The organism is Streptomyces sp. NPDC050703 (assembly GCF_040654435.1).
In the GTDB taxonomy this organism is placed as follows: Bacteria; Actinomycetota; Actinomycetes; order Streptomycetales; family Streptomycetaceae; genus Streptomyces.
On sequence record NZ_JBFAHX010000012.1, the window covers coordinates 72,383 to 97,985 of the forward strand.

Consider the following 25,603-nt stretch of genomic DNA (forward strand, 5'->3'; position numbering starts at 1 on the left):
GATCGTTCGAACTAGTCGAGACGACAGGATTTGAACCTGCGACCCCTTGACCCCCAGGGGCGCTCCCCGCTCAAGCTCTCTACCACCACAGCGTGCCGTTGACGGCTGTCAGTACCGGTACAACGTAAATCCATCCACTGAAGGCGGGTGCAGCAGCGGCTGTTGCCAGCAGTTCACCACCGCTGTCGACCGTACGCGCACACAGCGCGCCACCACGCGCGGATGCGCTCTCTACCGGCCATGGGCAGGCCATCCATGCACGGCTTCCCAGAGCGACCCTCGGCAGTGGCCCCGTGGACACCAACACCTTGGAGTACTGCACGGGCGCCCCGGCAAGCGGGCGCCGTTCTCGATAGAACCACTTGGGGGACGGGGCACCCGATGTTGAGGCAGGCGCGATCTCTATGCGAGCCCGGTGCCCTTGAGGACCGACTCCAGGCTTTCCCCGTCCTCCGCCCACCGCCGCAACTCCTCACGGCCGATCAGCCGCGCCCGTGAGTGTTCCGCCGCCCACACCTTCGCCCCGCCAGTGAGCCTTCCATTCGTCACGACGACAGGCAACGTCGAGGGGTGCGTCGCCATGCACCCGCCGTACAGGTGCTGCACGACGGGCTGGCCAACCGAACCACCACCGCCGGTGAAGTGCTTCGCCTGCACCATCACGAACCGCCCGAGGGGGTCGGTCGCGAGGACATCGGCACCCATGTCGCCAGCACCACCACCTGAGCGAATGATCCGGTATCCGTCGCGGTTGAGGAGGTCGGCGATCAGCTGCTCGAACTGGCTGTGGTGCAGCTCGTCGATCCTTTCCAAGTCCATCAACGTGGGCTCCCGAAGAAGGGGGCCGTCGAGGGCCTCCTGGACCACCTGCCGGAGCGTCACCAACCGCGAGGTGACGTCCTTGTACATGGTGCGGGTAAACGTCGCGTGCTCGGCGTAGCGCTTGACGAACAAGGGGGTCGCCCCAAAGAGACTTCCGCCCTCCACCCTCAGCAGCGGCGACGAGGCGTGAGCGAAGGTCTCCGAGATCTCGTCCGCCGAGCTCCAACCCGGGGAGTACGGGGGTGAGGCTCCGATCCGATCGGAAAGACGCTCGGCTTCTTGCCAGCGCCGGACAGACTTCAGGTCGGCCGCCATGAGCTCCTGGAAGAATGCGGTGAGCGCGTCACCGATTTCGCCGGCTACGTCGTCACACTGCTGCACGTCGCGCAGGAGGCGTTGATCATCCTGCACCAGGTCGAGAGCAAGGACATCAGTTCGCGGGGCGCGGGTGACGGTCTCCTGGTGAGTCTGCAACACCGTAGCGCAGCGTTTGAGCCTGCCTTGCAGGATCATCAGCCGCTGACGCATGCCCTCGGTGCCTGTCTCTGTACCGGGCAGCAGGGCCTGCCCGAACTCCGCCCTCGGTGACGCCGGTCGTCGAGTGGTCGGCCGCGCCGTGCTCGAATCGATACTCAAGGTCCCCCCTCGGATGTTTCACGCCGAGGGCAAGCCTAAGTGATGCCGCGTCATGCCCAACCGATCCGCCTTCTGGGTGCCACCAAGGACGCGATCACAGAAGGGGGTGCTGTTCCACGCTGTTCGCGCTGGTACGCCAGCCTGCTTCCCAGGTGGTCTGTGACGCATTCGTCTTGGCAATCGACTCTGCGTCTGCCGGGTACGCCAACCATTCAGCTCAGGCACGTCTTCAACTGTGCATCAAAAGGCACACTTATGCTGCTTCGCCTTGCCTACTTGACTGTCACCAACCGTTTGGCGCGCTGCGTTGTAGCCGATGAGCGAACGCGACACGGAGACGGAGATCCTCTCCCCGCATCATCACCTCCTCGTCCTTGAGCAACAACTCGGCGCGTATCTTGTGCAGTTTTTCCCCCGGAAAACCGGGGGGGTTCTCGCCGCTCTACTGATGCATCCCCCGCTAGATCCTGCGCCGATTGCGCCTAATGATCCGTCCTGACACCGTGCTGCGCTGGCATCGCGATCTGATGAAAAGGCACCATGCCTGCACCTACTGGCCGAAGAGACCCGGTCGGCCGCACACGGTGCACTCGATCCGCAGATTGATTGTGCACCTGGTGCGGGGGGAACCAGCGTGGAATGATCGCACGGCGCACGGCGAACTCGTTGCCCTCGGCATCGCGATCGCCGCTCCACCGTCCGGGAGATCCTCACCGCCCAGGGCATCGGCCCTGCACCCGAACGGCCCGCCACTACCTGGGCCGGTCTCCTGCGCGCACAGACCGACGCTCTCCTGGCCTGCGACTTCATCGAGACCGCACCCTGACCAGCCAACGCCAATACACCCTTTCCGTCATGGAGCATGCCACCCGCCGCATCCGCGTCCTCGCCGCCACTGCCCTCCCCACCGCGCTACACCGGCAGGAACGGGCTCGGTGCCCCGTGCCAGGAAATGCGCAGAACGTCGCGTGCACGGGTGGCGGCGACGAAGAGCTGGTTGCGGCTCTTCTTCAGTTCGCGTTCGTAGCGCTTGGGGTTCTTCTTCTCATGCTGCTCGATGACCGCGGTGCGCGGCAGGACGCCGTCGCTCGCTCCGACCACGGCGAGCTTCTGATACTCGAGTCCCTTGAAGCGGTGCATGGTTCCGATGTGGACCTCGCCGCCGCCCTGCGGGCCGTCCTTGGTGAGGGTGGCGGTGGTGATGCCGTGCTTCATCTCCAGGTCGGCGGCGACCCGTCCGGCCATGTCGCCGTCCGCGACGCAGACGGCCATGGTGCCGCTGGGGTCGCGCACAGTGCCGTCCTCGGTGGGCCGGACAATCTCCTCGCGCCAGCTCTTCAGCGCCGCGGCGAGCTGGGTGATCTCGTCGTCCCAATCGGCGCAGGAGACCATTTCGGGATCGGGGCCGCGCAGCAGGGAGTGGTAGCCGTCCAGGTTGTCAGTGCCGTCGTCGAGATCGTCGTACGTGGCGTCGCCGACGACTCTGGCGGCCTTTTCGAGGATCTCCTGAGTCGTGCGATAGCTGAGAGTCAGCTTCGATGCCCGGCCGCGAATGTTGATGCCAACGGTGGACAAGGTGACGTGGCGGTCGTAAATGCGCTGGTGGGTATCGCCCGCGATGAACAGGTCGTCGGGTCCCTGGGCCACCATCGCGCGCAGCATCTTCCAGTGGGCCGGGCTGAGGTCCTGAGCCTCGTCGACGACGATGTGCCGGTAGCGGTGGCGCAGGTAGCGCATGCCCGAGCTCTTGGCGTCGAGGTGAATCAGGTCACCACCACCGACCTCTTCCTTGCGCTCGGCACGAATCTGGATCTTGCGGGCGCGTTCCATCTCATAGCGTGCCGCGCGCTCGGCGGCCTGGGCCCAGGTCTCGCGACTGATGCCGTTCAGGCGCAGAGTGAGCTGGTCGAGAATCTTCCAGACTGCGGCGCGTTCGGGGCGGGTCAGTGCCTTACCCATGCCAGCTCGGCGGGCTTTGAAGTAGTCCTGACGGGTGGCGAGGGACTGGCCGAGGACGATTTGTTCCCACTCGTCGAGGAGGAATTCAGCGTCCCAGCGCTTCTCGCCGTACTCGAAGAGGATTTCGCGCAGGACTTCCAGAACCTTGTCGTCGGTGATGAGGGAACGCTGGGAGCCGGGAGCAGTGTTCTCGTTGAGGACGCCCTGGGCCAGCTGGTCGATGTGCTTGATGTCGATGCGTTCCAGCAGCTCGGGTCCCACCAAAGAGGTGAGGCGCGAGCGCAGGTCAGCGGTGAGGTTCTTGGTGTAGGTGGTGAGCAGGATCGGCTTGCCGTGGCCGGGAGGGAGCTGAGCCGCGAGGCGTGCCACTCGGTGCAGCGCGACGATGGTTTTGCCTGTGCCCGGCCCGCCGCTGACGCGCGCGGGGCCGTTGTAGTGCCTCTCGACGGCCTTGCGCTGGGTGGGGTGGAGGTAGACCTTCCAGGCGCGGAAGTCGCCTTCGGCCAGTACGTTGCGGATGTCGTCGTCGACGGTGGTGACCGCGGTGCGGGACAGGGCCGCGGCCATGTCGTTCTCGAAGCCGGGCTCAAGTTCGGCGGAGGCGGGCCGGGTGATCTCGTCCTCGACCTCCTGGATGTCCATGCCGGAGCCGAGTCCAGTGAGGACTTCCGCGGTCAGCCGCGGGGCTCCGGCGATCAGCTGATCGAGCTCTTGCTCGGTAGTGACCGTGAGCGCAAGGTCCACGAGGGCTTCGGCCACGCCGAGGCGGCGCAGGTCCTCGGCAGTGCAGTCGCCGATCACCGGTCGTGCGGTCGCGGCGGAAGCGGGCGTGGGTACGGCCGTGTCGTCGTCCGGGACCGGAGCGCCCGGCCGGGCCACCGTGCCTGAAGCCGAGGGCTCCGTGACCGGTGCATCAGGCAGTGGAGCCTCAGGAGCGGGCGCGGCCTCGGTGTCGTCCGCGGCCGGCGTCAGCTGAACTCCCGCGCGCTGCAACACGCTCTGGCCCACCACACCGAGATCGACGAACTCGATCTCACCAGTGACCCGGTTGATCGCGACGGACAGCTCTTCGTAGACGTCCTTACGGTGCCGGACGGCTACCACAAGCCACTGCTGTACACCGTCGGCACCGACCCCGGCACGGGCCAGAAGCGCCCTGTACTGGGGGTTGATTTTGGCCCGGTAGATGCGGCCGTCCCCCTTGAGCGGCTTGAGGTCGAGACTCGGGTGCTCGGGGTTGTCGCGGAAGAGGTGGCAGAAGTCGTAGAACTTTGTCTTGACCGACGAGTCCATCTTGTAGAGCTCGTTCTCGGCCTTCTGATAGAGGCTCAGGCGGGCAGTCATCGTGCGGCACTCTGTTCGTCGGAGTCGGGCAGTGCGGCGAGAAGCGCGTCGAGGTCGGTGAACCACTCCTCGGCGGTGCGGACGGTGTATCCCGCGCTGCGGTAGGCGGCCCAGGTCTTGACGTTCTCCTCGTCCTCTTCGTCGTGCGAGTCGACCATGACGGCGAGCTTGGGCTCGGTGTGGGGCCAGGCGAAGTCGGCGAGCCAGCCTCGTTCGCCGAGCTCGTAGCCGTACGCGGGGGCCTTTTTTCCTCGGTCGGCGAGGAGGTGTGCAAGGCGGGTGAGCGGGGCGTCGGGGCCGTCCTCGTCGAGGAGTTCGAGGATCTCCTGGTCCCAGCGCGGGTCGCGCGGGGCCGTCTCGAGGCCCGAGGCACTCGTGGGTTCGCGAGCGGTCAGGTCGGCTGCCGCCGTCGCGCTGCCGTGGTGCACGACGAGGGTTTCGAGTTCGCCGATTCCGCCGAGCGCCTTGAGTACTGAGGGGTCGAAACCGCTAGCCGCGGAAGTGGTCAGCTGGGCACCGTCGCCGCCGTCGTACGGGAGGAACTGTAGGACGTTGGACCACTGGAGCCAGGCGCGCCAGCGGGTCTTGTGCTCCGGCGTGCCGAGCTGGGCCGGGTCGGTGTCGTCGAGGCACGCCAGGGCCGTGAAGCGGTGGGTCGCGCCGTCGACGAGGAGTGCGACGGGCAGGCCGGAGGCGTCGCACGCTTGGAAGAGGTTGAGGGTGCCCGCGCCCGAGACGGGGGTCGGGTCGATACCACCGGTGTCGCCCCAGGCCTGAAGCACCAGGCCGAGCCGCTCACTCGCCTGCTCGCAGGTGCCGTTGCCGACGAGCAGTTCCTTGTCGCCCCCCAGAAGGCCTCCCACCACGGCGGTCGCCCGCTTGCCCCAGACCGCGTTGTCCGGCCCGCGCAGGTAGGCAAGCAGCATGCTCATCGGGTCGGCGAAGGCGGTGTCGGTGAGGTCGTCCCCGCCACCGTACAACTGCCTGGCGACATCGCGAGCGCTGTGCGCGTACGGCGGCCACACGGCCTCGGCGGCCTCCCGCGCGGCCGCACCCGCACTCGAACCCGACGCCTTCTGCTCGAAGGCATCGAGGTCGTCCCACGTCAGCTGGAAAACGATCCGGCCGTCCGCGCGCAACCGGTTGCGCTTGTCTGCATCGCCCGCGAGCCGGTTGTGCTTGCGCGTCGCGTGGTAGCGGTGCCCGTCCAGGTACACGGTGACCTTCTGCTTGGGCCCATCAGTGCGTTCGAAGGTGAAATCGGTTCGCGTGAAACCCTCGTTGCGCTGGGCGGTGAGCCGCCAGCCATGCACCGTGCCGGCCTCGTCCAGGCGCAGGTACCCACTGTTGTCGCCGCTCTCGTCGAGGACGGTGTCATGACGCCTGGCGGCCCAGCCGCGCAGGGCCGTGAGGAACCGGGCCTCGAGGTCGGACTCGACCTGTCCGTCCAGGCCGATCTGGTCGGTGGTGTCGACCTGTTCAGTGTCCCAGGCGTCGCTGTCGGTGCCCAGGAGGTCGTCGAGGACCTCCAGAGCTGCCGGGCGCGAGACATGCTCGATGTGCCGGTCCTCGGCGTAACGCAGCATGCATCGGTGGCATGCTGCCCTGCTTTCGTCGTTGCAGGGGCAGTCGACCAGAATGCTGCGGGCGTCCTCGAGGACCTGCCGGAAGTCGGCTGGGTCGGTGAGCCGGTCGAGGTAGCCGGTGCCGTGCGGCAGCTTGTCGTACAGCACCAGGAAGTTGCGTTTCTCGCCGGTGGCCTGGTCGGGCATGGAGGCGAGCGTGGTGTCCAGGTGTTGTGGGTCGCCGCCGAAGGCGCGGTCCACTCCGAGGCGCAGGGCCGCCTGGAAGGAGTGGATCTTCTCCTCGACCAGGACCGTCGCGGCAGGCAGCAGGATGCGCAGGGCCTCCGTCTCCAGCTCGTGGGCGAGCAGGACCTGTTCCTGCGGGATCCCCTTCGTTCCGCGTCGTACCGGACACCAAGGGGTGTGGTGCTTGACGTCGCTCTGGCGGTTGGCGGAGTTGTCGACGGCGTCCCGGTCATCGTCGAAGACGGGCCGCCCGTCCGCACTGGCGGCCCCGCAGGAGGTACACACCTGGAACGGCACGATACGTACATTCTTGCCCGCGAGCTGGTCGTTCTCCTGGGCGCCGATGCGTAGTGGCCCGGTGTTGACCTTGCGGATCACGGCCCTGCGGGTGTAGTCGACGCCGAAGATCTCACGCCTGTGCCGCCAGGACTTTCCGGCCACGAAGTGTTCGGGAGCGATGTCCACCGTGTCGATGACGGTGTAGTAACGCCGGTCGCGGTCGTCGCTCTCGTCGCCGATCCGCGCATCGTCGCGCTTGGCGCGCGCGGTGACGACGGTGGGCCGCATGATCTGCCAGAGACTGCCGGAGTCGGCGATGCCGTCGTCGCCGCAGCGCGGGCAGGGTGCGATGTCGCTTTCGGCGTGCTCGGTGCGCACGTATCCGCAGGAGGGGCAGAACCGCCAGGTGCGCCAGTCCTGTTCCTTGCCGGTGACGATGTCGACGCCGGTGATGCGGTGCTTGTAGCCCTCGGCATAGAAGGTGTTCCCGGGGGCGAGTTCGGACAGCGCGTAGGCGCGCGGCCGCTCGTAGGAGTACGTCTTCGACTTGTAGCGCGGCTTCTGGTCGGTCGGCGCGGGGTCGGGCCAGTAGACGGTGGCGTCCAGGATCGTCGTGGCGTCGGTCAGCGCGTAGTTTGGCAGCAAGCCCAGGTCGCACAGCACGTTCTGGGACGGCTGCCGCTGCCGAGCCCCGCCTGCCTTGGACAGGGCGTGCCATTCAGCCTCCAGCTCGGCCTTCGTGCGCTCCTGCTCTGCGTCGCCGTCCCTCAGCTCGTCGATCGCCGCCCGGATGGTGCGGATGCGGTTGCGCAGCTTGTCGTTCTCGCGCTCCCACTCCCGCTCGGCTTTCTCCACTGCGCTGCGGATGCCGCGCGTCGCGTACTGCTTGAGCTCCTCGGCGGCGGTCCGGCTCACTCCGGTCGGGAAGAGCGCCAGGAAACCTGCGACGAGTTCCTCCCCGTGCGCGAGGGCGGCATCGGTGAAGTCGGCAAGGTAGCCCGAGGGCCCGAACAGCTCGTCCACCCTGTGTGACAGCGCGGCCAGCGGCTTACCGTCCTCGCGTGCCAGCCGTCCGCGCGCCGCCAGGTCGAGCAGATGCGCGGTGTACTGGCGGCGCAGAATTTCGATCGCCGAGAGGTACGAGCCGGGCGGCACGATCAGTCCGTCGATCATCTCGCGCGGCTGCTCCAGGAAGTACTGGTCACGCCGTGAACGGTCCGGGATTGTCAGCAGGAACGCATTACCCGTCCGCCGCCCCGCGCGCCCGGCCTGCTGCGCGTAGTTGGCCGGACGGCGCGGCAGCGCGCCGAGCACCACGGCGGACAGGTCGCCGATGTCGATGCCCATCTCCAGCGTGGGCGTGCAGGACAACACGTTCGGGTCGTTGAACCCCTCCCCGTTGCGGAAGGCCTCCTCGACGCGTTCGCGCCGGGCCCGGGAAAGCAGACCTGTGTGCTCGGCGGTGATGACCTGGTACGTACCGGCCCGTCGGTACAGACTCCGGTAGTAGTCCTCCCGGTAGTCACGGTCCCGGTCGTGCCGGTCCACGGTCTCCCGCCACCAGTCCCCGGCGATGAGCCGTCCGGTCGAGCAGCGGTACGCGGGGCAGGGCTGCTGGTGGTACTGGTCGAGCAGCGTGGGGTGCACGGTCTGCTCCCAGAAGCACTTGGGGCAGCGCACGTAGGCCTCGTTGACCTCCTTGTCGGCGAGTAGTTGCAGCCGCAGCGCACCGGGCTGGAGTCCGTACAAGCGGGCCGTCGTGTCGCGCGGCGTGCGCGCCGATAGGAGGCCTGCGTCGGCGAGACGGGGGAGAAGGCGCACCCAGAAGTCGTCGGCCTGTTCGCGGGTCATGTCCAGGCAACGCTGCGCCCACGTCTGGAACCAGGACAGGCGCCCGGCCGCGAAGTCGAACTCGCTCTTGTCCTTGGGCCGGGCAAGCAGGAACGTCGGTGCCGAGACACCGCTCGGGAAGGCCTTCATACCGCGCGGCCGCCCGCCCCAGATGTAGAAGCGGCTGGTCCCCGCCTCGTCCAGGAACTTCGCCAGCCACCGGTGCCCGACCGCGCCGCGCGTACGCAGCCGCTCCAACGTCGCACGCACCAGGGCCAGATAGCGCGCGTCGTCGTGCGCGGTGATCTGAAGCCCGCGCTGCGCGGCCTCTTCGTGCGCGGCACGCACGAGGGCGATGGCCGCCTGCACGTCGGGGATGTCTACCCAGGAGGCGGCGGTACGGGTCAGCTCCAGGGTGCGCCCATTGCGGGAGCGGTGGCCGAACTCCATCACCGCCTCGAACGCGAAACGCTCCCCGATGAGATCCCACGTCCGCTTGTCGCCGCCGCGCCCCTTGCCTGAGAGCAGCCGTTCCACGCCCGCGTCGTCGTGCAGGTCAGGCGGTACGACAGCGGCGAGCGTCTCACGGTCGGTGGTGGCTTCGACCACGTCGGCGACCAGGTCGTTGAGGGCACTGGGCCGCTGCTCGGACAGGTGCTTGGCAAACAGAGCGCGCAGGGAGAAGGTGTACGAGCGCGAGGCGACGAATCCGGCTCTGTGTGCGGCGTCCTGCACCGAGTCGTTGAACATCAGCGTCTTCGTCTCGCGCTGTGCCTTGTCCATCTCCCCGCCGGTGAACAGCTGGGTGACGGATGCGGCGGCGAGAGCGGCCGAGCCGGTACCGAGGAAGCGGATCGCGTTGTGGGTGCCGCAGGCCGGGCACCAGTCGTCCTTGGCGGCCCGCTCGGCGGTGTCGCCGAGGAGGACGAGCACGAAGGCCGAGTCGGCGGTCGCGGGGCGTGGGTTGCCGTCGCCGTCGTAGTCCTCGATCGGGTCGGGCAGGCGAAGACGGCCCGCCACGCCGTCGAGGATCATGAGGACCCCGGCACCGCCAGTGGTCAGCGTCTTTTGCGCCGCGCGGTCCATCTTCGTCCGGCCGTTGCCCTCGCGGGCCTCGTTGTCGGTGGCCGCGACCAGCGTGCGTACCTTGGCCTTGTCGGCCGTCACGGAGGCCCGGCGGATCTTGTGGGGCTTGAGGGTCAGCTCCTCCATGTCCGACTCGGGCGCAAGGACGGACCACCCAGAACGCCCGCACTCCCGGCAGTACACGGCAGGCAGGAACAGATCGGTGTCACGGGAGGTCGTGGTGTTCGGTGTAGCCCGTGACGGCGTCGGCGCTCCGTCGCCGTCCCACGCGAAAGCCGCCCGCGGCCACGGCAGCACGCCCCGCAGCATGCGCGTCACGGACCGCGCCCACTGATGCAGCTCCACCTGCACGAGGGGACGGGTGAGGCCCGCGGGCGCATCCGGATCGCGCGCCACGGAGAGCAGGGCCACGAGCCGGGCGAGCGCGAGCGTGGCGAGGTGCGGGCGGGTGGTGATCGCCTCTTCCCAGCGTTTCGCACCACTGCGGCGCATCACATCGAGGACTTCGTCGTACGTACGGATGTTGCCGTCGAAGGCCTTGAGGACGGCGTATGTGAGCCGGTTGCGCTTGAGGGCTCGCCCGAGTTCGACCGGGTCGGTGATGCGGACGCCGGTGACGACTTCGGTGAGTGCGGCGAGCGCGTCGGGGCCGGACGCCGGATCGGGCAGGGTCGTGATTGCCTCAGGGAACGGGACCTCACCGGGCAGGAACTTCGCGTCGGGGATGAACGCGTCCGCGGTCTGGCGGTCCTCGCCGACGATCGCCTCCTCGGTGAAGGCCGTGCCGAAGACGTTCGTGGCAACGGTCAACAGGTCGCGTACGCGGTCGGCGCCCGTTCCAGAAGCGAGGGTCGCGGAAGTGGCGACGGGAGTAATCGTGCCCAGCGGCCGCTCGGGGTCGGTGTCCCCGACGGCGGAGGCGAGACGGCGCAGGAGCATGGCGACGTCGGTGCCCTGCGCACCGTCGTAGGTGTGGAACTCGTCCACGACGACGTACCGGATGTCGCAGCCCTCCCACAGCGGTGCGTCGGCGGCGCGCTGGAGGAGCAGGTCGAGCATCTTGTAGTTGGTGATCAGGATGTCCGGCGGGGACAGCTGCATGTCCTGGCGGCGGGTATAGACCTTGTCGTATTCGGTTGCGGCCTTGTCACCGATGTACAGGCCGGCACGGACGCGGGAAAGTGCTTCATATTCGGTCAGCAACTCGTTGATACGGCCGGCCTGGTCCGTGGCCAGGGCGTTCATGGGGTACAGGAATACGGCCTTGATGCCGTTACGACCTGCGGTGCGCTCACGGGCGCAGTGGTCGAGGACCGGGTAGAGGAACGACTCCGTCTTGCCGGAGCCGGTGCCGGTGGTGACGAGCGTGGGCTCGGGGGTGTGCCCGTTGCGTGTGGTGAGGCGTGCGAAGGCGCGGGCCTGGTGCGCGTACGGCGCCCAGCCATCAGTACGGCGCCAGTCCAGGTGGTCCTGCCAGCCATCGTCGGCGCGGGTGAAGGGGGTCCGGAGGCGGAGGTACGGACCCCGGAACATCCCGGCCGTCTCGTCCCCGAGAAAGGCGTGTAACGCCTTGCGTACGCCCTCGTCGGCAAGCCCGTACGTGGTGGACAGGTACTGGAGCAGACTCTCCTTCAGCCCTTGCGCTTCGAGCGTCGGCCTCACGGCTTCGGAACCTCCATCTTGCTGGGGTCCCACAGACCCTTGGCGATGGCCTCGTTAAGGCGCTGGGTGAAGTAGGCATGGGCCTCGCGCATCTCGCGCTCACGATTGGCCTTGTAGAAGGGGGCGGTGTAGCCGTCGGGGACAGGAGCGGGCTCGGGGAGCGGGTTGTCCGGGTAAGCGGGGAGCACCCCGTCGGGAGACGGCTTGCCGACGGCTTCACAGTAGGCCTCGAACTGAGTCCAGGTCTCCTTGGTCTGACGCTGACCGATGGTTCGGGCGTTGCTCGCCAGCTTCCATCCTTCGGCGTCGAACCAGCTTGCCGCCTCGTACTTCTGGAGCACGGGGAAGCGCCCCTTGTACGCGGCGATCAGGGCATCCGCATCCATCCCGAGCCAGACCGCGACCAGCGCGTCGATCTCGACGAGCGCGGCGCGACGGGCGTACTCGGTGCGTAAGGGGGTGCCGCGCTGCCAGGACGGCGTCACGGCGTGGAGATCTGTGTTCATGCTTGGCCAGTTGAGCGCCCACGGTTCGTACGCAGACCAGGTGGGGTCGTAGAGGTCTTGCCAGAGGTCAGCGTAGGCGGTGGTGAGGCAATTCAGGCGGAGCGTGCGGAGGAGGAGGGCGGGGGCGAGGGGGTGAGTCGGTGCTGGTGCCGGAAGGGCACCAGCACGACCGACGTCGAGATGCCCCGTGCCCGTGATGCGCAGGAGGTAGTCGATCGGCACGGAGGACCACAGTCCCGTAGTGAGCACAGACAAATGGGCGTTACGCAAGACTGCGCTGCGGACCACGTTGGTGTGAGCCGTACCCGGGGGGACCACAGCGGGGTAGAGGCTCCGTTCCGTGTTAGGAGCGATCATTTCTCGCCAAGCGGCCCGGTAGAACGCCGTATATCGTCTCCGTGCCCGTCCCACAAGTAGCGCGTCCACCTGCTCGGGTCCGGCATCGGTCGGAGCCACTCCGGTGGCCTCGGCCACCTGCGCCCGCGCACGGTCCATCGCCTTGCCGTCTACGCGCAGGCGTGCGAGCGCCTGGTGGTCGATCCACCGGTCCTGCGCCTTGAGGTACTCCTGCGTACGTCCCGGAACCCGCACGTACTCCGTGTCCGGTACGAAGTCCGAAGGCAGCGAGACCAGGTCGGCGCCGAAGGGCGCGTTGGAGTTGGCGTCATGCCGCTTGAACACCGGTGTGGCCACACTGATTTGCGTGCCCTTAAGAATCACGTGGCGCCATCGGTCGGGTTCGTAGGGCTCGCCCGTCTTCGGGTCCGGCCGGTTGTAGTCGATCAGGCGATCCTTCTTGGCCCCGCTCTCGTGATAGCCGGACGTGATCTGGGGATTTAAATCTGCAAGACGCAGTGAATAATTCGCCAGGGCCTCAATAGCGGATGTCTCGGCCGTGCTCACCGGAAACAGTAGCCGCGCTTCCTCCACTGGACCCGTGTCACCGAAGAGCCGCTGCCAAACCGTCAGCAGCTCCTTGCTGACGTGTACGACACGCGTCCTGTGCGGGCGCTCGTCGAACTCCCCGTTACGGTAACGGATTCCCGGAGCGTCTCCAGATCCGTCGTGGTTCTCCGAAAAGCGCAGGGCATCGGCGGAGACAAGCCAGGAGAGATGGCTGAAGTCGATCTCCTGAGGGGGGCCGTAGACATTCACCCCGAAGTGCGTGGTATCGCCCACGGGACGCGGGAAGAACCGCTGACCCGAATTCACGAAATCCCCGTGTATCCGCAGCCGCCGATACGCCACCCCCCGGAGCGCACCCTCCTTGTCCCCGGTGAAGTGCGTGCCCGAGTGCAGGAACCCCGTCGTACCGCGTACCGAAGCGTTGTCCCATACCTGGCACATGAAGGTCCGATAAAGATCGGGCTGCGTGCCTTCCAGTAGCGGATACACCTGCGGCGCCCCGTAGAACGCGACCTGTCCGACGATGTCCGTGATCTCGTCCAGCACGTACGTGGCCACCGCCGACGTCTTCAGCAGCTCATCGCGGCGCTCCACCTTAACCGACGTGGAGGCGCGCTCCTCCAGCTCGAACCAGGGCTCGTGCTCAGCCAGTACCAGGGACTCGTTCCAGCGTGGCCGCACCCACGGCGGGTTTCCCACCTGAAGATCGAAGCCACCCGCGTCACTGGCGAACACGCCTGCGAAGTCCAGCTCCCAGTGCAGGAAGCCTTGCTCCTTTGCGATGTCGCGCACGACGCGCATCCACGGGTAGCGACTCTCGACCGCCTTTCGGGCATCGTCCATGTCCATCTCGGGCTGAGTTTGGATCAGGTCTTCGAGGTCCTTCAGCTCCTCGAGGGATTCGACGGACGACACGATGGTGTCCTGCTCCACGTCCTTGGTGCCGAGCATGGATTCGAGGAAGTCGAGCCAGTCATCAAGGCCAGCCAGCGGCACGATGTCGCGGCGTTGGGTTGGAGCTCGGCGCTTCTTGGCCCCAGCCGCAGTGATCCGCTTCTTCTTGATCTCTTGCTTCTCGACCAGGTCTCCGTCACTTGCATTTTCGTCGAAGGACATCTGGTCGCCTTCGAGGGTGAACAGCAGCCCGTTCTCGACGAAACGCGGTTTGGGGTCGGGTTCCTCCTGTGGCGTCGTCCCGACCTCGCCGACGACTCCAGCCGACAGCAGAGCGTCTATGGACACAATCGGAGCCGTCTCGTACTCCGCGTCCGTTCCATCCAGCAGCCCGACCTTGTCCAACGGCCAGAACCACAGCGCGCACCACGCGTCCATGACGTGTTTGAGGCGCCAATACGGCGAACCCTCCGCCTCGAACAGGTCCTTGAAGACCTGTTCTTTGGTCAGCGGCAGATCGTTATCCCCAGCGCTTCCCTTGTCACGGCGCAAGAACGCGTACTCCTCCGCGTCCTCCTCACGGTCCGCTCCCCATACCTCGATGGTCCGGGCGATCTCGCGTTCGCTGAGCTCCATGCGCTTGGCGACAAGCTTCCACAGGAATTCCACCCGTCGTGCGGCCGCTTGCAGCCGCCCGAACTGGCCGCTCTTTCCCCCTGTCGCCTTCGGCTTGCTCTGAAGGCGCTTCTTCCAAGCCTTCAGCTGCCGCATCTGCTCGTCTGCGAGCTGCTCCACCAGCTTCTTCGCATCACCGCTCGTACCAGCGACCGCTCCCCACCCAGGGGTCGGCAGCAGGAACTGGTGCACCGCCCCCTCCGGGAGTGGCTGTTCTTCACCGGTGCCCTCTGCCCGGAACGGCAGCTTGTCGGGCGTCACCGCGCCGATCGTCCGCTCCTTCTTGATGCGGTCGGCCGTGTACACCCATCGCCGTGCCCCGAACAACGAGTTACCGGGCCGCAGGTGCAGCCCGAACCACGGGGCACGCATGCCGGGGTGCATGGTGTTCAGCCACAGGGACACCTCGGCCAGCTCGACGCCGGTCGGGTTCAGGTCGATCCCGTACGCGTTGTGCAGTGCGATGTACGCCTTGACTCTCTGCTTCGCGTCAAGCGCCTTCGAGGTGTTCAGGCTGACGCCCAACTCCTTTTGCCGCCGTTTCAGGTACTCCTCGGCGACCTGGTTAATCGCCTCGTTGAGGAACGCACCCGACCCCAGCGCCGGCTCGCAGATCGTGAACTTCAACAGGTCGCTCGCCCGCGTGTCGTCCGTGATGCGGTGCTTGAGTGCCAGCTCGACCGTGACCTTGGTCAGGGATTCGGGCGTGTAGTACGACGCGGACGTCTCGCGGTCGCGTCCCGCGAGCCGGTAGACAAACGTGCCCTTGCCGTACTTCTTCGGACCGCGCAGACCGTACTGCTCGGCGTCCTGCGCGGAGTACACGACGTGCGTGTTCTCCGGGTAGTCCCTCAGCCGGTGTGCGGGGATGAGCCACGAGCCCTTCTCGGGGTCTCCGTACTGCTTGCCGCCGCTCTTGCTGCCCGGCTTGGCGACCTCGGCGAGCTCCTCGTCCGCGATCCTGCCCGTGTAGGACATCAACCCTTCGTACACGGCACCTAGTTGGTTGACCCCCAGATTCCGGTACGAGATGAAGCCGCCCTGCCGGCCCCTCGCTCCCGCCTCCTTCATGGTGAGCAGGCGCAGTACCTGGTGCAGGGCCTCGTTGCGCAGCCGCAGGTCGAGCCACTGCGGCTGCGTCTCCTCGTCACACTCGGGGTGGAGGACGTTGCGTCCGATGAGCGTGATGGCCTTCGGGTCGAAGAGTTCGCTGCGCAGCGCCTCGAAGCGCAGCCCGCGAAGCTCACTGCGCTCACCGGCGCCCAGGTGATCACCATGCTCGGTGCCGTGCGGACGGTGACCGAAGTTGACCTTGTTGAAGAGGACGTCGAGCGACGCGTACAGGTGGAAGCCGCCTCGGCTCTCCTCCTCGACCAGCTTGCCCTCACGCGCCACCAGCTCCCTCAGTCGGGCGACCGAGTAGCCCGCCTCGTAGGTCGAGTCGTCGGAGGGCAGGATGCCGAGCTCCGGGCGGGCCTCGGCATACAGCAGGAACAGGACGCGGTAGAGGTAGCGCAGCGACTCGCGGGTGAGCTGCTTGGCGAAGGGGCCCTGCTGCGGGTCCTCGATGTCGATGGGCTCAACGCCTGCCTCGCGAAGGCGCTCCAGTACCTCGTTGGCGATGATTTCCACGGAGCGTTGCAGTCCCTTGCGCAGCTCGGAGTTGACTCCGACGGCGTTGTCCCGCGACGCCTTGAGCAGGTCGTCGATGCGGCGGCCCTTGCCGTCCGCGCGCGGGGCGAGCATGTCGTGGGAGAAGAGCGCGGCAAGGAGCGCGAGCTCGCCGGACTTCGAGGTGTCGTTGCGGGCCAGGGCCGCGTCCAGGCTCGCGGCGATGTAGCGGCCTTCGGCCCAGGCCGTGCGGTCGGCGAGCACAAGGGATCCGCCGCACAGCAGGAGAACGATGCGCGGCGGCTCGCCACCCGCCTCGTGCAGTTCGCTCTGGAACAGCCAGCCGGTCAGCTTCTCCCCGGCCGTGAGCGTGCCCTCGACGGTCTTGAGCGGGTGCAGGACCGCCCCCGGCCCGTCGGCATCGAGGGCGTCGTCGAGACTGCCGGTCCAGCCGCAGTCGAGGGCGACGATGCCATCACCGTGCCAGGCGACTTGGAGCTCGTACTCTCTGCCGGCGTTGTGCACGGTGAGCGTCCGGCTGGCCCGCTCCCCGTATCCGAGGGCCGTGAGGACGTCCGCGTGCCAGGCGGCGACCCGCTCGGCCCACTCACCGTTGGGGTCCTCCCCCGCGCCCGCGAGCTGTGGCCGTACGGTGGCGGTGTACTCACCGCGCAGCTTCGGCAGCAGCTCGCGCGGAGTGTGCCGGGAGTCGTGCGGGTCGGTCTCGCGGTTTGTCCAGAGACTGAACAGGCCCTCCTCGCCCGCCTTGCTGCGCTTGAGGGTGTTCTCCAGCTCCTCGCTGAAGTAGTGGGCTGCCAGGTATTCACCACGGTTGGCGAAGGAGTCGTAGGTGTAGCTCATCGGGCGGACTCCTCGCGGTGCGCGGCCGGGTTAAGGGGTTCGAGTACGCCGAGGACCCGCAGCATCGGGTCCCCCGCGGTGCGCAGACGTCGTACAAGATCACGGCGCCGCTCAGCGGTCTCGAGAACCTCCCGCTTCTGCTTACTGGTGCCGACCGCGAAGAGGGCATCCTGTTCCCAGTCGCGCACCTTGTCCTCGTACGGGGCAAGGTAGGCGTCGACCTGCCGGTCGTAGTCGGCGCGGCGCTCACGCAGGTACGCCTCGGCCGCGTCGACGGCCGGGGATACCAGCGACTGCAGGAGTTCAGGCGCGACAGGCTTGTCGCGGCCCGGCATATCGGGGCCGACACCGCAGGCGGCCAAGAAGGCGGAGTCCATACGCCACACGCGCGGGACGTCCTCGGCAAGTCCGGTGACCGCCATCCACTCGACCACCGTCGGGCGGCCCGCCGCGTTGGAATAGACGCCCTGGAGGAGGAAGACCGGCCCGGTCAGCGCGTCCGGAAGGCCGGTGTCGACGGCCGCGGCCTTGATTGCGTCGGGCCGGTAGGCGAGGACGAACGCCTCGTCGTACTTGAGCTTCGCGAGGACCTTGTCCGTCACCCAGTCCAGGACGGGGTGGATGTCACCGACGTAGCTGACGTTCGGCCACTGCGAGGTGGGTTCGTCGCCCTTGCTCTGTTTGGCATTGCGGGCCGCCTCCAGGCGCTGGGCGGCGTACTCCTTGTCGAAGGTGATCTTCAGGGTGCCGTCGTAGCGGGATGTGGTGAGGATCTTCTCCTGTAAGAGGTACGACTTGGGCAGCTCGCGGAATCGATACTGCAGGTCGTCGGGCGGCGTGAACTCGATGCGGCCGCCCGCCGTCTCCGGACGCCAGTTCAGAGCCTCACGCTCGGCTTCCGGATAGATCAGGTCCATCGCCGCGTGAAAGTAAGTCCGGGTGTCCGCGAAGACGTGCGGTACGTCGGCCTCGCGCACCGGGGACGTGACGCTGACCGTCTGAGTCACTGTGGGATCGCTGAGGCGGGCGTTGGCATTGGCCAGGAGATCGGCGAGCACGCCGCCAGCGCTTTCCCGGGACTGCTTGATGGACCGGTCGACCGTGCCGCCCTTGATGAGATCGCGGGTGAGACGATCTTCTTCCTTCTTGTCGTCGTACAGGCCCGTGATGGCCTCCGCGCTGCCCTCACCGCTCTCGATCTCGTGCGCCTGAGCCTCGCGGCGCAGCAAGCGGGTGCCGACGAGCCGGTCATCGAGGGTGAGCTGCTCGCCGGTCTCCTCGTCGCGCCGCCAAGGCACGTCGGCGGTGAGGATGAGGGCACGGAACTCGGGGCTGGTGGCCTGCCCATAGCGGTCGATGCGACCGTTGCGCTGTTCGATCCGGATCAAGGACCAGGGCAGATCATGGTGCACCAGGTCGTGGCACTGGTGGTGCAGGTTGACGCCCTCGGAGGCGATATCACCGGTGAAGAGCAGACGTACGGGTTCGTCGGCACGGCCGAAGCGGTCGATGATCTCGCGCTGCTGTTGGTCGTTGGTCGTATCGACGTGCATGACCTCGACGCTGCCACCGTATGTCTTCCAGGGGCGGGAATCATCAGCGTCGGGGGCTTTCTGCTTGAAGCCGAGCCGGGCGGGTACCTCCTGGGCGAGCCAGGTCAGGGTGGCGATCCGCTCCGAGAAGACGACGACGCGTCGCTCGGAGCGCGGGCCGACGCCAAGGTCCTTCAGGGTGCGTACGAGGGCGTTAAGTTTTGCGGAGTCGGCCTCGGTGAAGTCGGCGAGCAGAGCATCGAGCTCATGCAGCGCGGTCCGCTCGATGGCGAGCGCGGCGCGGCGGTCTTCGGAATCGAGCCTTCGCTTGGGATCGTCCAGGTATGCGCGGCGGTTGGTGATGGACTTCCGCAGGGCCCTGTGCGAGGAGAGGAAGGCCTTGAGGAAGTTGTAGGCCACCAGGGGGTCGGCGCACACCGAGGACCGGCCCGTCTCGCCTGGGGTCCACTCGGCGGCGAGCTTCTCCAGGACGACGACCTCCTTGGGGGACGCCTGTGCCGGGACCGGGAGTGAGGGGCCGCGCTCGGCCCACGGCTTGTCCTTGAGACCGTCACGCACCTCGCGATCGGTCTTCGTGCGCCGGATGTAGAGGTGGTCGAGGTCAGCGACCTTGTAGTTCTTCGGGTCGGCGATCGCGGCCGGGTCGAGCATGCCGATCAACTCGGCGAAAGACTCTGCGTCGCCGTTGTGCGGGGTCGCGGAGGCCAGGATCAGCGCGTCGGTGCGCTCGGCCAGGCGGCGGGCGAGGCGGTTGTTGCGGGTGCCCTTGTTGACAAGGTTGTGGGACTCATCGATGACCACCGCGTCCCAGGAGATGTTGTCCAAATGGTGCGCGTACGTGGCCGACTTGAGCGTGTCGACCGAGACGATGACCCGTTTGAAGTGCGCGAAGGGATTCCGCCCGGCCGGGATCTCCTGCTGGATGCGCTGGATGCCGGTGGAGTCGAGCCGTACGAGGGGCAGCGAGAAGCGGGTCCACAGCTCGCGTTGGAACTGCTCGAGCACGTGCGCGGGGGTGATGACCAGGATGCGCTCGCCACGTCCCCGCCGAATGAGTTCGGCCAGGACGATGCCGATTTCGAGGGTCTTGCCGAGGCCCACGACGTCGGCGATCAGGAGGCGGGGCTGCGGGTTGTGCATGGAGAGCGCCAGCTCGGCGGGGCGCAGCTGGTGCTCCTGACGGTCCATGAGGTGCGAGCCGGACAGTGCAAGACCGTGCTCGGTCTGCGGGAGGGCGGTCTTGCGGATGACCGCTTCGAGGTAGAGGCGCGCCTTGGCGTGCTTGGAGGTGTCATCGGGCACAAGCCGGGTGCGCCGCGGATCGAGGACGTCGATCTGGTCGAGGCCCTCGTAGAACACCGCATCGGTGCCGCGTACTAACGGGGAAACACCGCTGACCTCGAGCATCAACCCGTCGCGGGACTCGTCGACGGACTTGACCAACCACTGCTCGTCACGTACGCGCACCTGGGCACCGGGAGCGAACGCCGCCTTCGTGCCTCGCGAGGCCGCTAAGACGGCGTCGCACATTTCGGGCATCTCGGGCTGCTTCGCCGTGGTCACGTACTACTCCTTAGAGCTGTTGGTACGCGTCAGATATGACGCTCGCTGGTGATGCCGTACTCATCTGTACCGCTGAGCTGCTCCGGACGGCAGGCGCCGTGAGGTCACAGTCGTGTCAGCGGCTCGACCAAGCCAGCTCGCGGCGCGCCGCATAGCGGTCGCGAAGCTCACCGGCAACCCGCCGGGAGGCCGGAGGCCGCCCTCTGCTCGGGGGCTCCGGGACTGAGACAGCCGGTTCCTCCGCCGCGGGCGGCTCCGGCTCCTCGCGCAGTTGTCGGTCCAGCTCGTCCAGGCGGTCGAGCATGTGCGCGTCGGGCTGTGGCAGCACCATCATGGGATGGTCCTTGGGTGTCGTCTGCTCGATCAAGGAGCGGCGGGCACGGGCTGGGCTCGTCCCCAGGCGACGCAGGAGGTCCGCGCACTGACGCGTCACGTGTGCGAGGGAGGGTCGGTCGCCCGGGTGGTGGGCCAGCATGGGTGCGATGACGGCGGCCAGCTCCTCGGGCAGCCCGGACAGGTCGGGCGTGACCTCTGGGTTGGCCACCTGGGCGGCGACGGCGGGCCACGATGCTCCGCCGTACGGGGCGCGGCCGGTGGCCGCGTAGAGCAGTACTGTGCCCAGGCCGTAGACGTCGGCCGCCGGTGTCACATCGGTCTCGCCGAGTGCCTGCTCGGGTGGGATGTAGGCCACCGTGCCCAGGATGGTGCCGTCCTGGGACATCGAGCCCTTCTCCGCCCCGACGAAGGCACCGAGCCCGAAGTCGATGATCACCGGGCCGAAGCCGCCCATCATGACGTTCTTGGCCGTGAGGTCGCGATGTACCAGGCCCACGGCGTGCACGGCGGCCAGCCCTTCGGCCAAGAGCGCGCCCAGGCTGGCCACGTGCGGTTTGAGCAGCGGCCCGCCGTGCTCCACGGTGTCGTACACGGAACGGCCGGGGATGTAGTCCGTGGCCAGCCAGGGCAGGTCGGCGGTCGGGTCGGCGTCGATGAAGCGAGCGACCCGCCCCGTGCCGGTCAGGGTGCGCGCGATGGCTGCTTCTCGTTCGAAACGTGCCCGGCTGTGTGCGTTCGTGCGCTCGGGCCGGATCACCTTCACCGCGACCGGGTCACCCGCCACGGTATACGCGAGGTACACCTCTCCCATTCCGCCGGCCCCGAGTCTGCGCTCGACGGCGTACGGCCCGATCCGCTCCGGATGACTCAGACCGCTCACCTGACTCCCCCCGCCGGCCGCTCGGACGATGCGGCCTCCGCCTGCCCGTACGTGCTCACCTTGGGGCTAGCAGTGGGCGCAGGGAGCAAGCATGGACACATCACAGCGTCAGCATACTGATCACCGCTCGGCGGCCGGGAGCGGCCTCGGCAATTCGCGGTGCTCGTCCGGCATTTGCACCCCTGGCCGGTTTCTGGTGCCTACGGTCGCACCACGGGGAGACGCTTCATCCTGCCGCGTCCAGGTTTCGGAGCAGACTGAGCGGACCGCTGTAGGAGTTGACCTGTGGCTGACCGAGCGGGACCGAACTGAAGTGCATCAGGTCGTCACGGAGCTCGGCACATTACTCGAGCGCGCCGGTGAAGTAGTTCTGGTCGAGAGGGAGCCCAGCATGCTTCCAGGTGGCCGGGTCCCTGAGGAGATAGGGGTAGTTGCCCAGGGTGAGCGACGAGGCGTCTTCGGCCAGGCATGCCTTCTTCTTGTTCCTCTGCGCGATGAACGCGCGGACATGCTCGATACCGAGACACCGGTCGACGATCCGCCGGAGTCGCTGCTCGACCTCTTCGATCAGTACGAACGGACTGATGCGAGCGCGGCACTCGCCGACGACGTCGGACGGAATGACGGTCCGCACACCCGGTGCGCGTCGTTCCTGACTTGTACGAAATCATGCTTCTCCCCGGTCATAGCCCCTCCTGAGAGGGCATGCCGCCGCTGCTCGCTGCCGCGTGCCCCGGACCGCCGAACTGGGAGTACGGGCTGTCAGTCGGTACGGAAACCGGCCATCACTGAGGCCGGGTAGCGGCTGCCTGCGGAGCCCTGCGGGAGGACCTCCCGGATGCGGGCCAGGTCGGCCTCGGTGAGTTCTACGTCGGTGGCGCCGACGTTCTCCTGAAGACGTGTGGCGCTGCGGGTGCCCGGGATCGGGACGACGTCCTCGCCCTGGGCGAGCAGCCAGGCCAGGGCGAGCTGGGCGGGGGTGACGCCCTTGGTGGCGGCGAGCCTTCGGAGCTGCTCGGCGGCGTTCAGGTTGTAGGCGTAGTTCTCGCCCTGCCAGCGTTCGTCCCAGCGGCGCATGTCGCCCTCGGGGTACTCGTCGGCGGGCTTGACCACACCGGAGAGGAAGCCACGGCCGAGCGGCGAGTACGGCACCAGGCCGATCCCCAACTCCCGCAGGACCAGCAGGATCTCTTCCTCCACCTCGCGTTCGAAGACCGAGTACTCGTACCGAAGGGCCGTGACCGGGGTGACGGCGTGGGCGCGGCGGATGTACCGCGGGCCGACGTTGCTCAGGCCGAAGTACTGCACCTTGCCCTCGGTGATCAGGTCACCCACAGTGCCGGCGACCTCCTCGGCCGGTACGTCGGGGTCGGAGATGTGCTGGTAGAAGAGGTCGATGCGGTCGGTCTGGAGGTAGCGCAGGCTGTTCTCGGCGACCTTGCGGATGTTCTCCGGGCGGCTGTCGACGCCGCTCCCCAACGTCTTGCTGGTCATGTCGAAGCCGAACTTGGTGGCCAGGACGACCTCGTCGCGGAAGTCCTTGACCGCGCTGCCGAGCAGCGTCTCGTTGCTGCCGGTGCCTTGGCCGTACAGCTCGGCGGTGTCGAAGAAGTCGACTCCGAGTTCGTGGGCGCGGCGGATGGTGGAGATGCCGTCCTCGTCGTTCGAGGGGCCATAGGCCAGGGACATCCCCATCACGCCCAGTCCGAGCGCGGAGACGCGCGGCCCCTGCTGTCCCAGGGTGCGGTGCTGCATGAGATCGCTCCACGTGTCATGTCGTCAGCCCACAGCCGCTGCCCAAACCAAACTGTTCGGTATGAACGTACGTTCTTCTGGAATGCCGCGCAAAACCGAACGGTTCGGTCGCTTATCCTGGGCTCATGTCTCGCTCCACCCACCCTGGCCAGACCCCGGACGCCGCCACCTCGGGCGAGTCGGCCGACTCCACGCGCCAGCGGATCGTCGCCGCGGCCAAGGAGGAGTTCGCCCGGCACGGGATCGCCGGCGCCCGCGTGGACCGCATCGCCAAGCAGGCCAGGACGAGCAAGGAACGTGTCTACGCCTACTTCCGCGGCAAGGAAGCCCTTTACGCGCACGTCGCCGAACGCGAGACGACCGCACTCATCGAGGCCACTCGGCTGGACCCGGCCGACCTGCCCGGTTATGCCGGCATCCTCTTCGACCACTTCACGGCACGTCCGGACCACTACCGCCTGATCCAGTGGGGCCGCCTGGAACTGGCCGAGCCCGCAGACGACACCACCAGTCCCCTCCAGACCACGATCGCCGGCAAGCTCCACCAACTCCGCGACGCACAGCGCATCGGGCTGCTCGACCCGGCCTGGGACCCGGTCGACGTCCTCGCCCTGATCAACCAGATCGCCATGACCTGGGCAGGTCAGCCCGAAATCGCCGCCGCTGCCGCGTTCCAGGCCGTGGACCCCTCCATCACCGCCCGTCGCGCCGCACTGGTGACCGCTGTCGAGCGCATGTTCCCTCGCCCGCACTGAGACGAACACCCAGACCGTTTGACGCACACCTCCGCGTGTGGACGTCGAGCCCGCGGCCCGCCAGGCGGTCGGTGATGGCCGCGGCCATCCGGATTGGCGGTAGCGGCCCTCGCCCACGGTTGTGTCAGCCAGGAGTTCGGCGACACGCGACAGACGCGCCGCCTTGGGGTCAACCTCCGAAGGGCTTCCGAAGCCGACCACTTAGATCTCACAGCTCCGGGAGCGGGCCTTGACTTGGCCTTGGCTCCTGATGTTGGACATACGAGACACTGAGCCTCTGCGGAGTGGCCGCCGATCAGGTGACGGGTTGAGAGTGCGGGGCGGGCAGGGCTTCGGTGCTGTTGAGGAAGGTGTTCGAAGTCTCAACACCATTACGCAAAACCCGGTCGCTTCCCAATCCCTCTGCACTCGATCTGACGCGCTGGTCGAGTGGATCACGGAGCTTATGTCCCCCGCGACGTTGACCGCCGAGCCAGCTCCGCTCAGCCCAACACGCGTTGGTCACTCGGGTCTACCGCACAAGAGGCCCGACTCGCGTCAACCATCATTCCGCTCCTCACGAGGCCGACCGCACCGTGCGCCCCGTCAAGGGATCTACGCAGGTCGCAGGCTCTGCGGCGCGCGTTGTGGTCGTGTCGTGGACGTTCGCCGCGAATTTCGGGCGCCACAGGATCATCCTGGAAGCAGGAGCGTCGCAGAACGCACAGGGAAGTGATCGCCATGCGCTCTCAGCACGCCACGGGACGTGTCTATCGGCGCTGCGGATGCCGCGACTCTCAAAGACACCAGCTCGGCAACCACTGCCCACGCTTGGCCTCCGACCCCGAACACGGGACCTGGACCTTCGCCGTCGAAATCCCCGCCACCGAGCCCAAAGGCCATAACCACACCGTGCGCCGGGGTGGATTCCCAACCCAGGACGACGCCCGCACCGCGCTGCACCGCTACCTCACCGGCCGCAGCATCGGCATCCGCGCCGACCCCAACCAGACCCTCGAGGACTACCTTGCCGAGTGGCTCGCCGGTAAAAAGCTGCGGCTCAAGCCCACCACCTGGGTCCGCTACCGCGACTACACCCGCAACGACCTCATCCCCGCTCTCGGTTCAATCCGCCTCGATGATCTCGCCTACGAACACCTGTTGCGCTTCACTCAAATGCAACTCGACGCAGGGCGGGGGCAACAGACGGTGTGGCACATCCTCGCCACACTCTCCAGCGCCCTGGGCGAGGCCGTGCGCACCCACCGGCTGCCCATCAACGTCGCCCGCCCCACCATCATCCCCCGCCCCGCCCCCGCGGAACGCCTCATCTGGACCACCGCCCAGGCCGTGCGCTTCCTCGACCACTGCCGCATCAACGATCCGGACTTCGCCGACCTCATCGAAGTACTCATCGGCACTGGACTACGTAAGGGCGAGGCCCTCGCCCTGCACTGGCCGGACGTCCACCTCGACCAGAACAGGCTCTACACCCGCTGGACGCTCTCCGCCGTCGACAACAACCGGTTGGTTATGACCGCCCCGAAAACCCGCAGCAGCCGGGACTGGGTCGCACTCTCGCCCCGCGTCCACCGCACGCTTAAACAGCGCCACGACACGTTACCCGCGATGACTGACCTCACCGACCGAGCCGACGGGTTCGTCTTCGCCCGCCCCGACGGACGCCCCTGGCACCCGGAGTGGGTCCTCAACCACTTCCCCGCCTCACTGATCAAGCCGGTCTCCCCCGTTGCACTCTCCACGACCTGCGCCACCTGGCCGTGACCACGGCCATCAGTGAAGGCGTCAGCCTGTGGGCCGTCTCCCAGACCGCACGGCACTCCACCATCTCCACCACCGCGAATATCTACGCCCACCTCACCCGACGCACCGCCCACCA

At 67.4% G+C, this 25,603-nt stretch carries 10 protein-coding genes; 2 read left to right on the forward strand and 8 right to left on the reverse strand.

Annotated features, from left to right (window positions below; translation table 11 throughout):
- Positions 1–402: 402 nt before the first annotated feature.
- From AB0I16_RS14170 to AB0I16_RS14205, 8 genes are all read right to left on the reverse strand, one after another.
- Complete coding sequence (locus AB0I16_RS14170) at positions 403–1,458, reverse strand: restriction endonuclease (protein ID WP_363249638.1); 1,056 nt, start codon at positions 1,456–1,458, stop codon at positions 403–405.
- Positions 1,459–2,370: 912 nt separating this feature from the next.
- Positions 2,371–4,761: a UvrD-helicase domain-containing protein gene (locus tag AB0I16_RS14175; RefSeq protein ID WP_363249640.1), complete on the reverse strand. Its 2,391-nt coding sequence runs from the start codon at positions 4,759–4,761 to the stop codon at positions 2,371–2,373.
- Positions 4,758–11,429, reverse strand: coding sequence for a DEAD/DEAH box helicase (locus AB0I16_RS14180; RefSeq protein ID WP_363249641.1), 6,672 nt, complete (start codon positions 11,427–11,429; stop codon positions 4,758–4,760). Before AB0I16_RS14180 ends, AB0I16_RS14175 begins: the two co-directional genes overlap by 4 nt.
- Complete coding sequence (locus AB0I16_RS14185) at positions 11,426–16,882, reverse strand: hypothetical protein (RefSeq protein WP_363249642.1); 5,457 nt, start codon at positions 16,880–16,882, stop codon at positions 11,426–11,428. The genes AB0I16_RS14180 and AB0I16_RS14185 overlap by 4 nt, the downstream gene beginning before the upstream one ends.
- On the reverse strand, positions 16,879–19,998 hold the full coding sequence (locus AB0I16_RS14190) for a DEAD/DEAH box helicase (RefSeq protein WP_363249643.1): 3,120 nt from the start codon (positions 19,996–19,998) through the stop codon (positions 16,879–16,881). Before AB0I16_RS14190 ends, AB0I16_RS14185 begins: the two co-directional genes overlap by 4 nt.
- A 115-nt stretch (positions 19,999–20,113) precedes the next feature.
- Positions 20,114–21,214: a serine/threonine-protein kinase gene (locus AB0I16_RS14195; RefSeq protein WP_363249644.1), complete on the reverse strand. Its 1,101-nt coding sequence runs from the start codon at positions 21,212–21,214 to the stop codon at positions 20,114–20,116.
- 343 nt (positions 21,215–21,557) lie between these two features.
- Positions 21,558–21,848, reverse strand: coding sequence for a hypothetical protein (locus AB0I16_RS14200; RefSeq protein WP_363249645.1), 291 nt, complete (start codon positions 21,846–21,848; stop codon positions 21,558–21,560).
- A 128-nt stretch (positions 21,849–21,976) separates the two neighbouring features.
- Positions 21,977–22,969 carry an aldo/keto reductase gene (locus AB0I16_RS14205; protein ID WP_363249646.1) on the reverse strand — a complete coding sequence of 331 codons (993 nt, stop codon included), beginning with the start codon at positions 22,967–22,969 and terminating at the stop codon, positions 21,977–21,979.
- A gap of 125 nt (positions 22,970–23,094) precedes the next feature.
- On the opposite strand from AB0I16_RS14205, the gene AB0I16_RS14210 reads away from it, so the two are divergent.
- Both AB0I16_RS14210 and AB0I16_RS14215 read left to right on the forward strand, forming a co-directional pair.
- Entirely contained in the window at positions 23,095–23,724 is a 630-nt protein-coding gene (locus AB0I16_RS14210; protein ID WP_363249647.1) for a TetR family transcriptional regulator, read from the forward strand.
- Positions 23,725–24,534: 810 nt separating this feature from the next.
- Positions 24,535–25,488, forward strand: coding sequence for a site-specific integrase (locus tag AB0I16_RS14215; protein WP_363249648.1), 954 nt, complete (start codon positions 24,535–24,537; stop codon positions 25,486–25,488).
- Positions 25,489–25,603 lie beyond the last annotated feature (115 nt).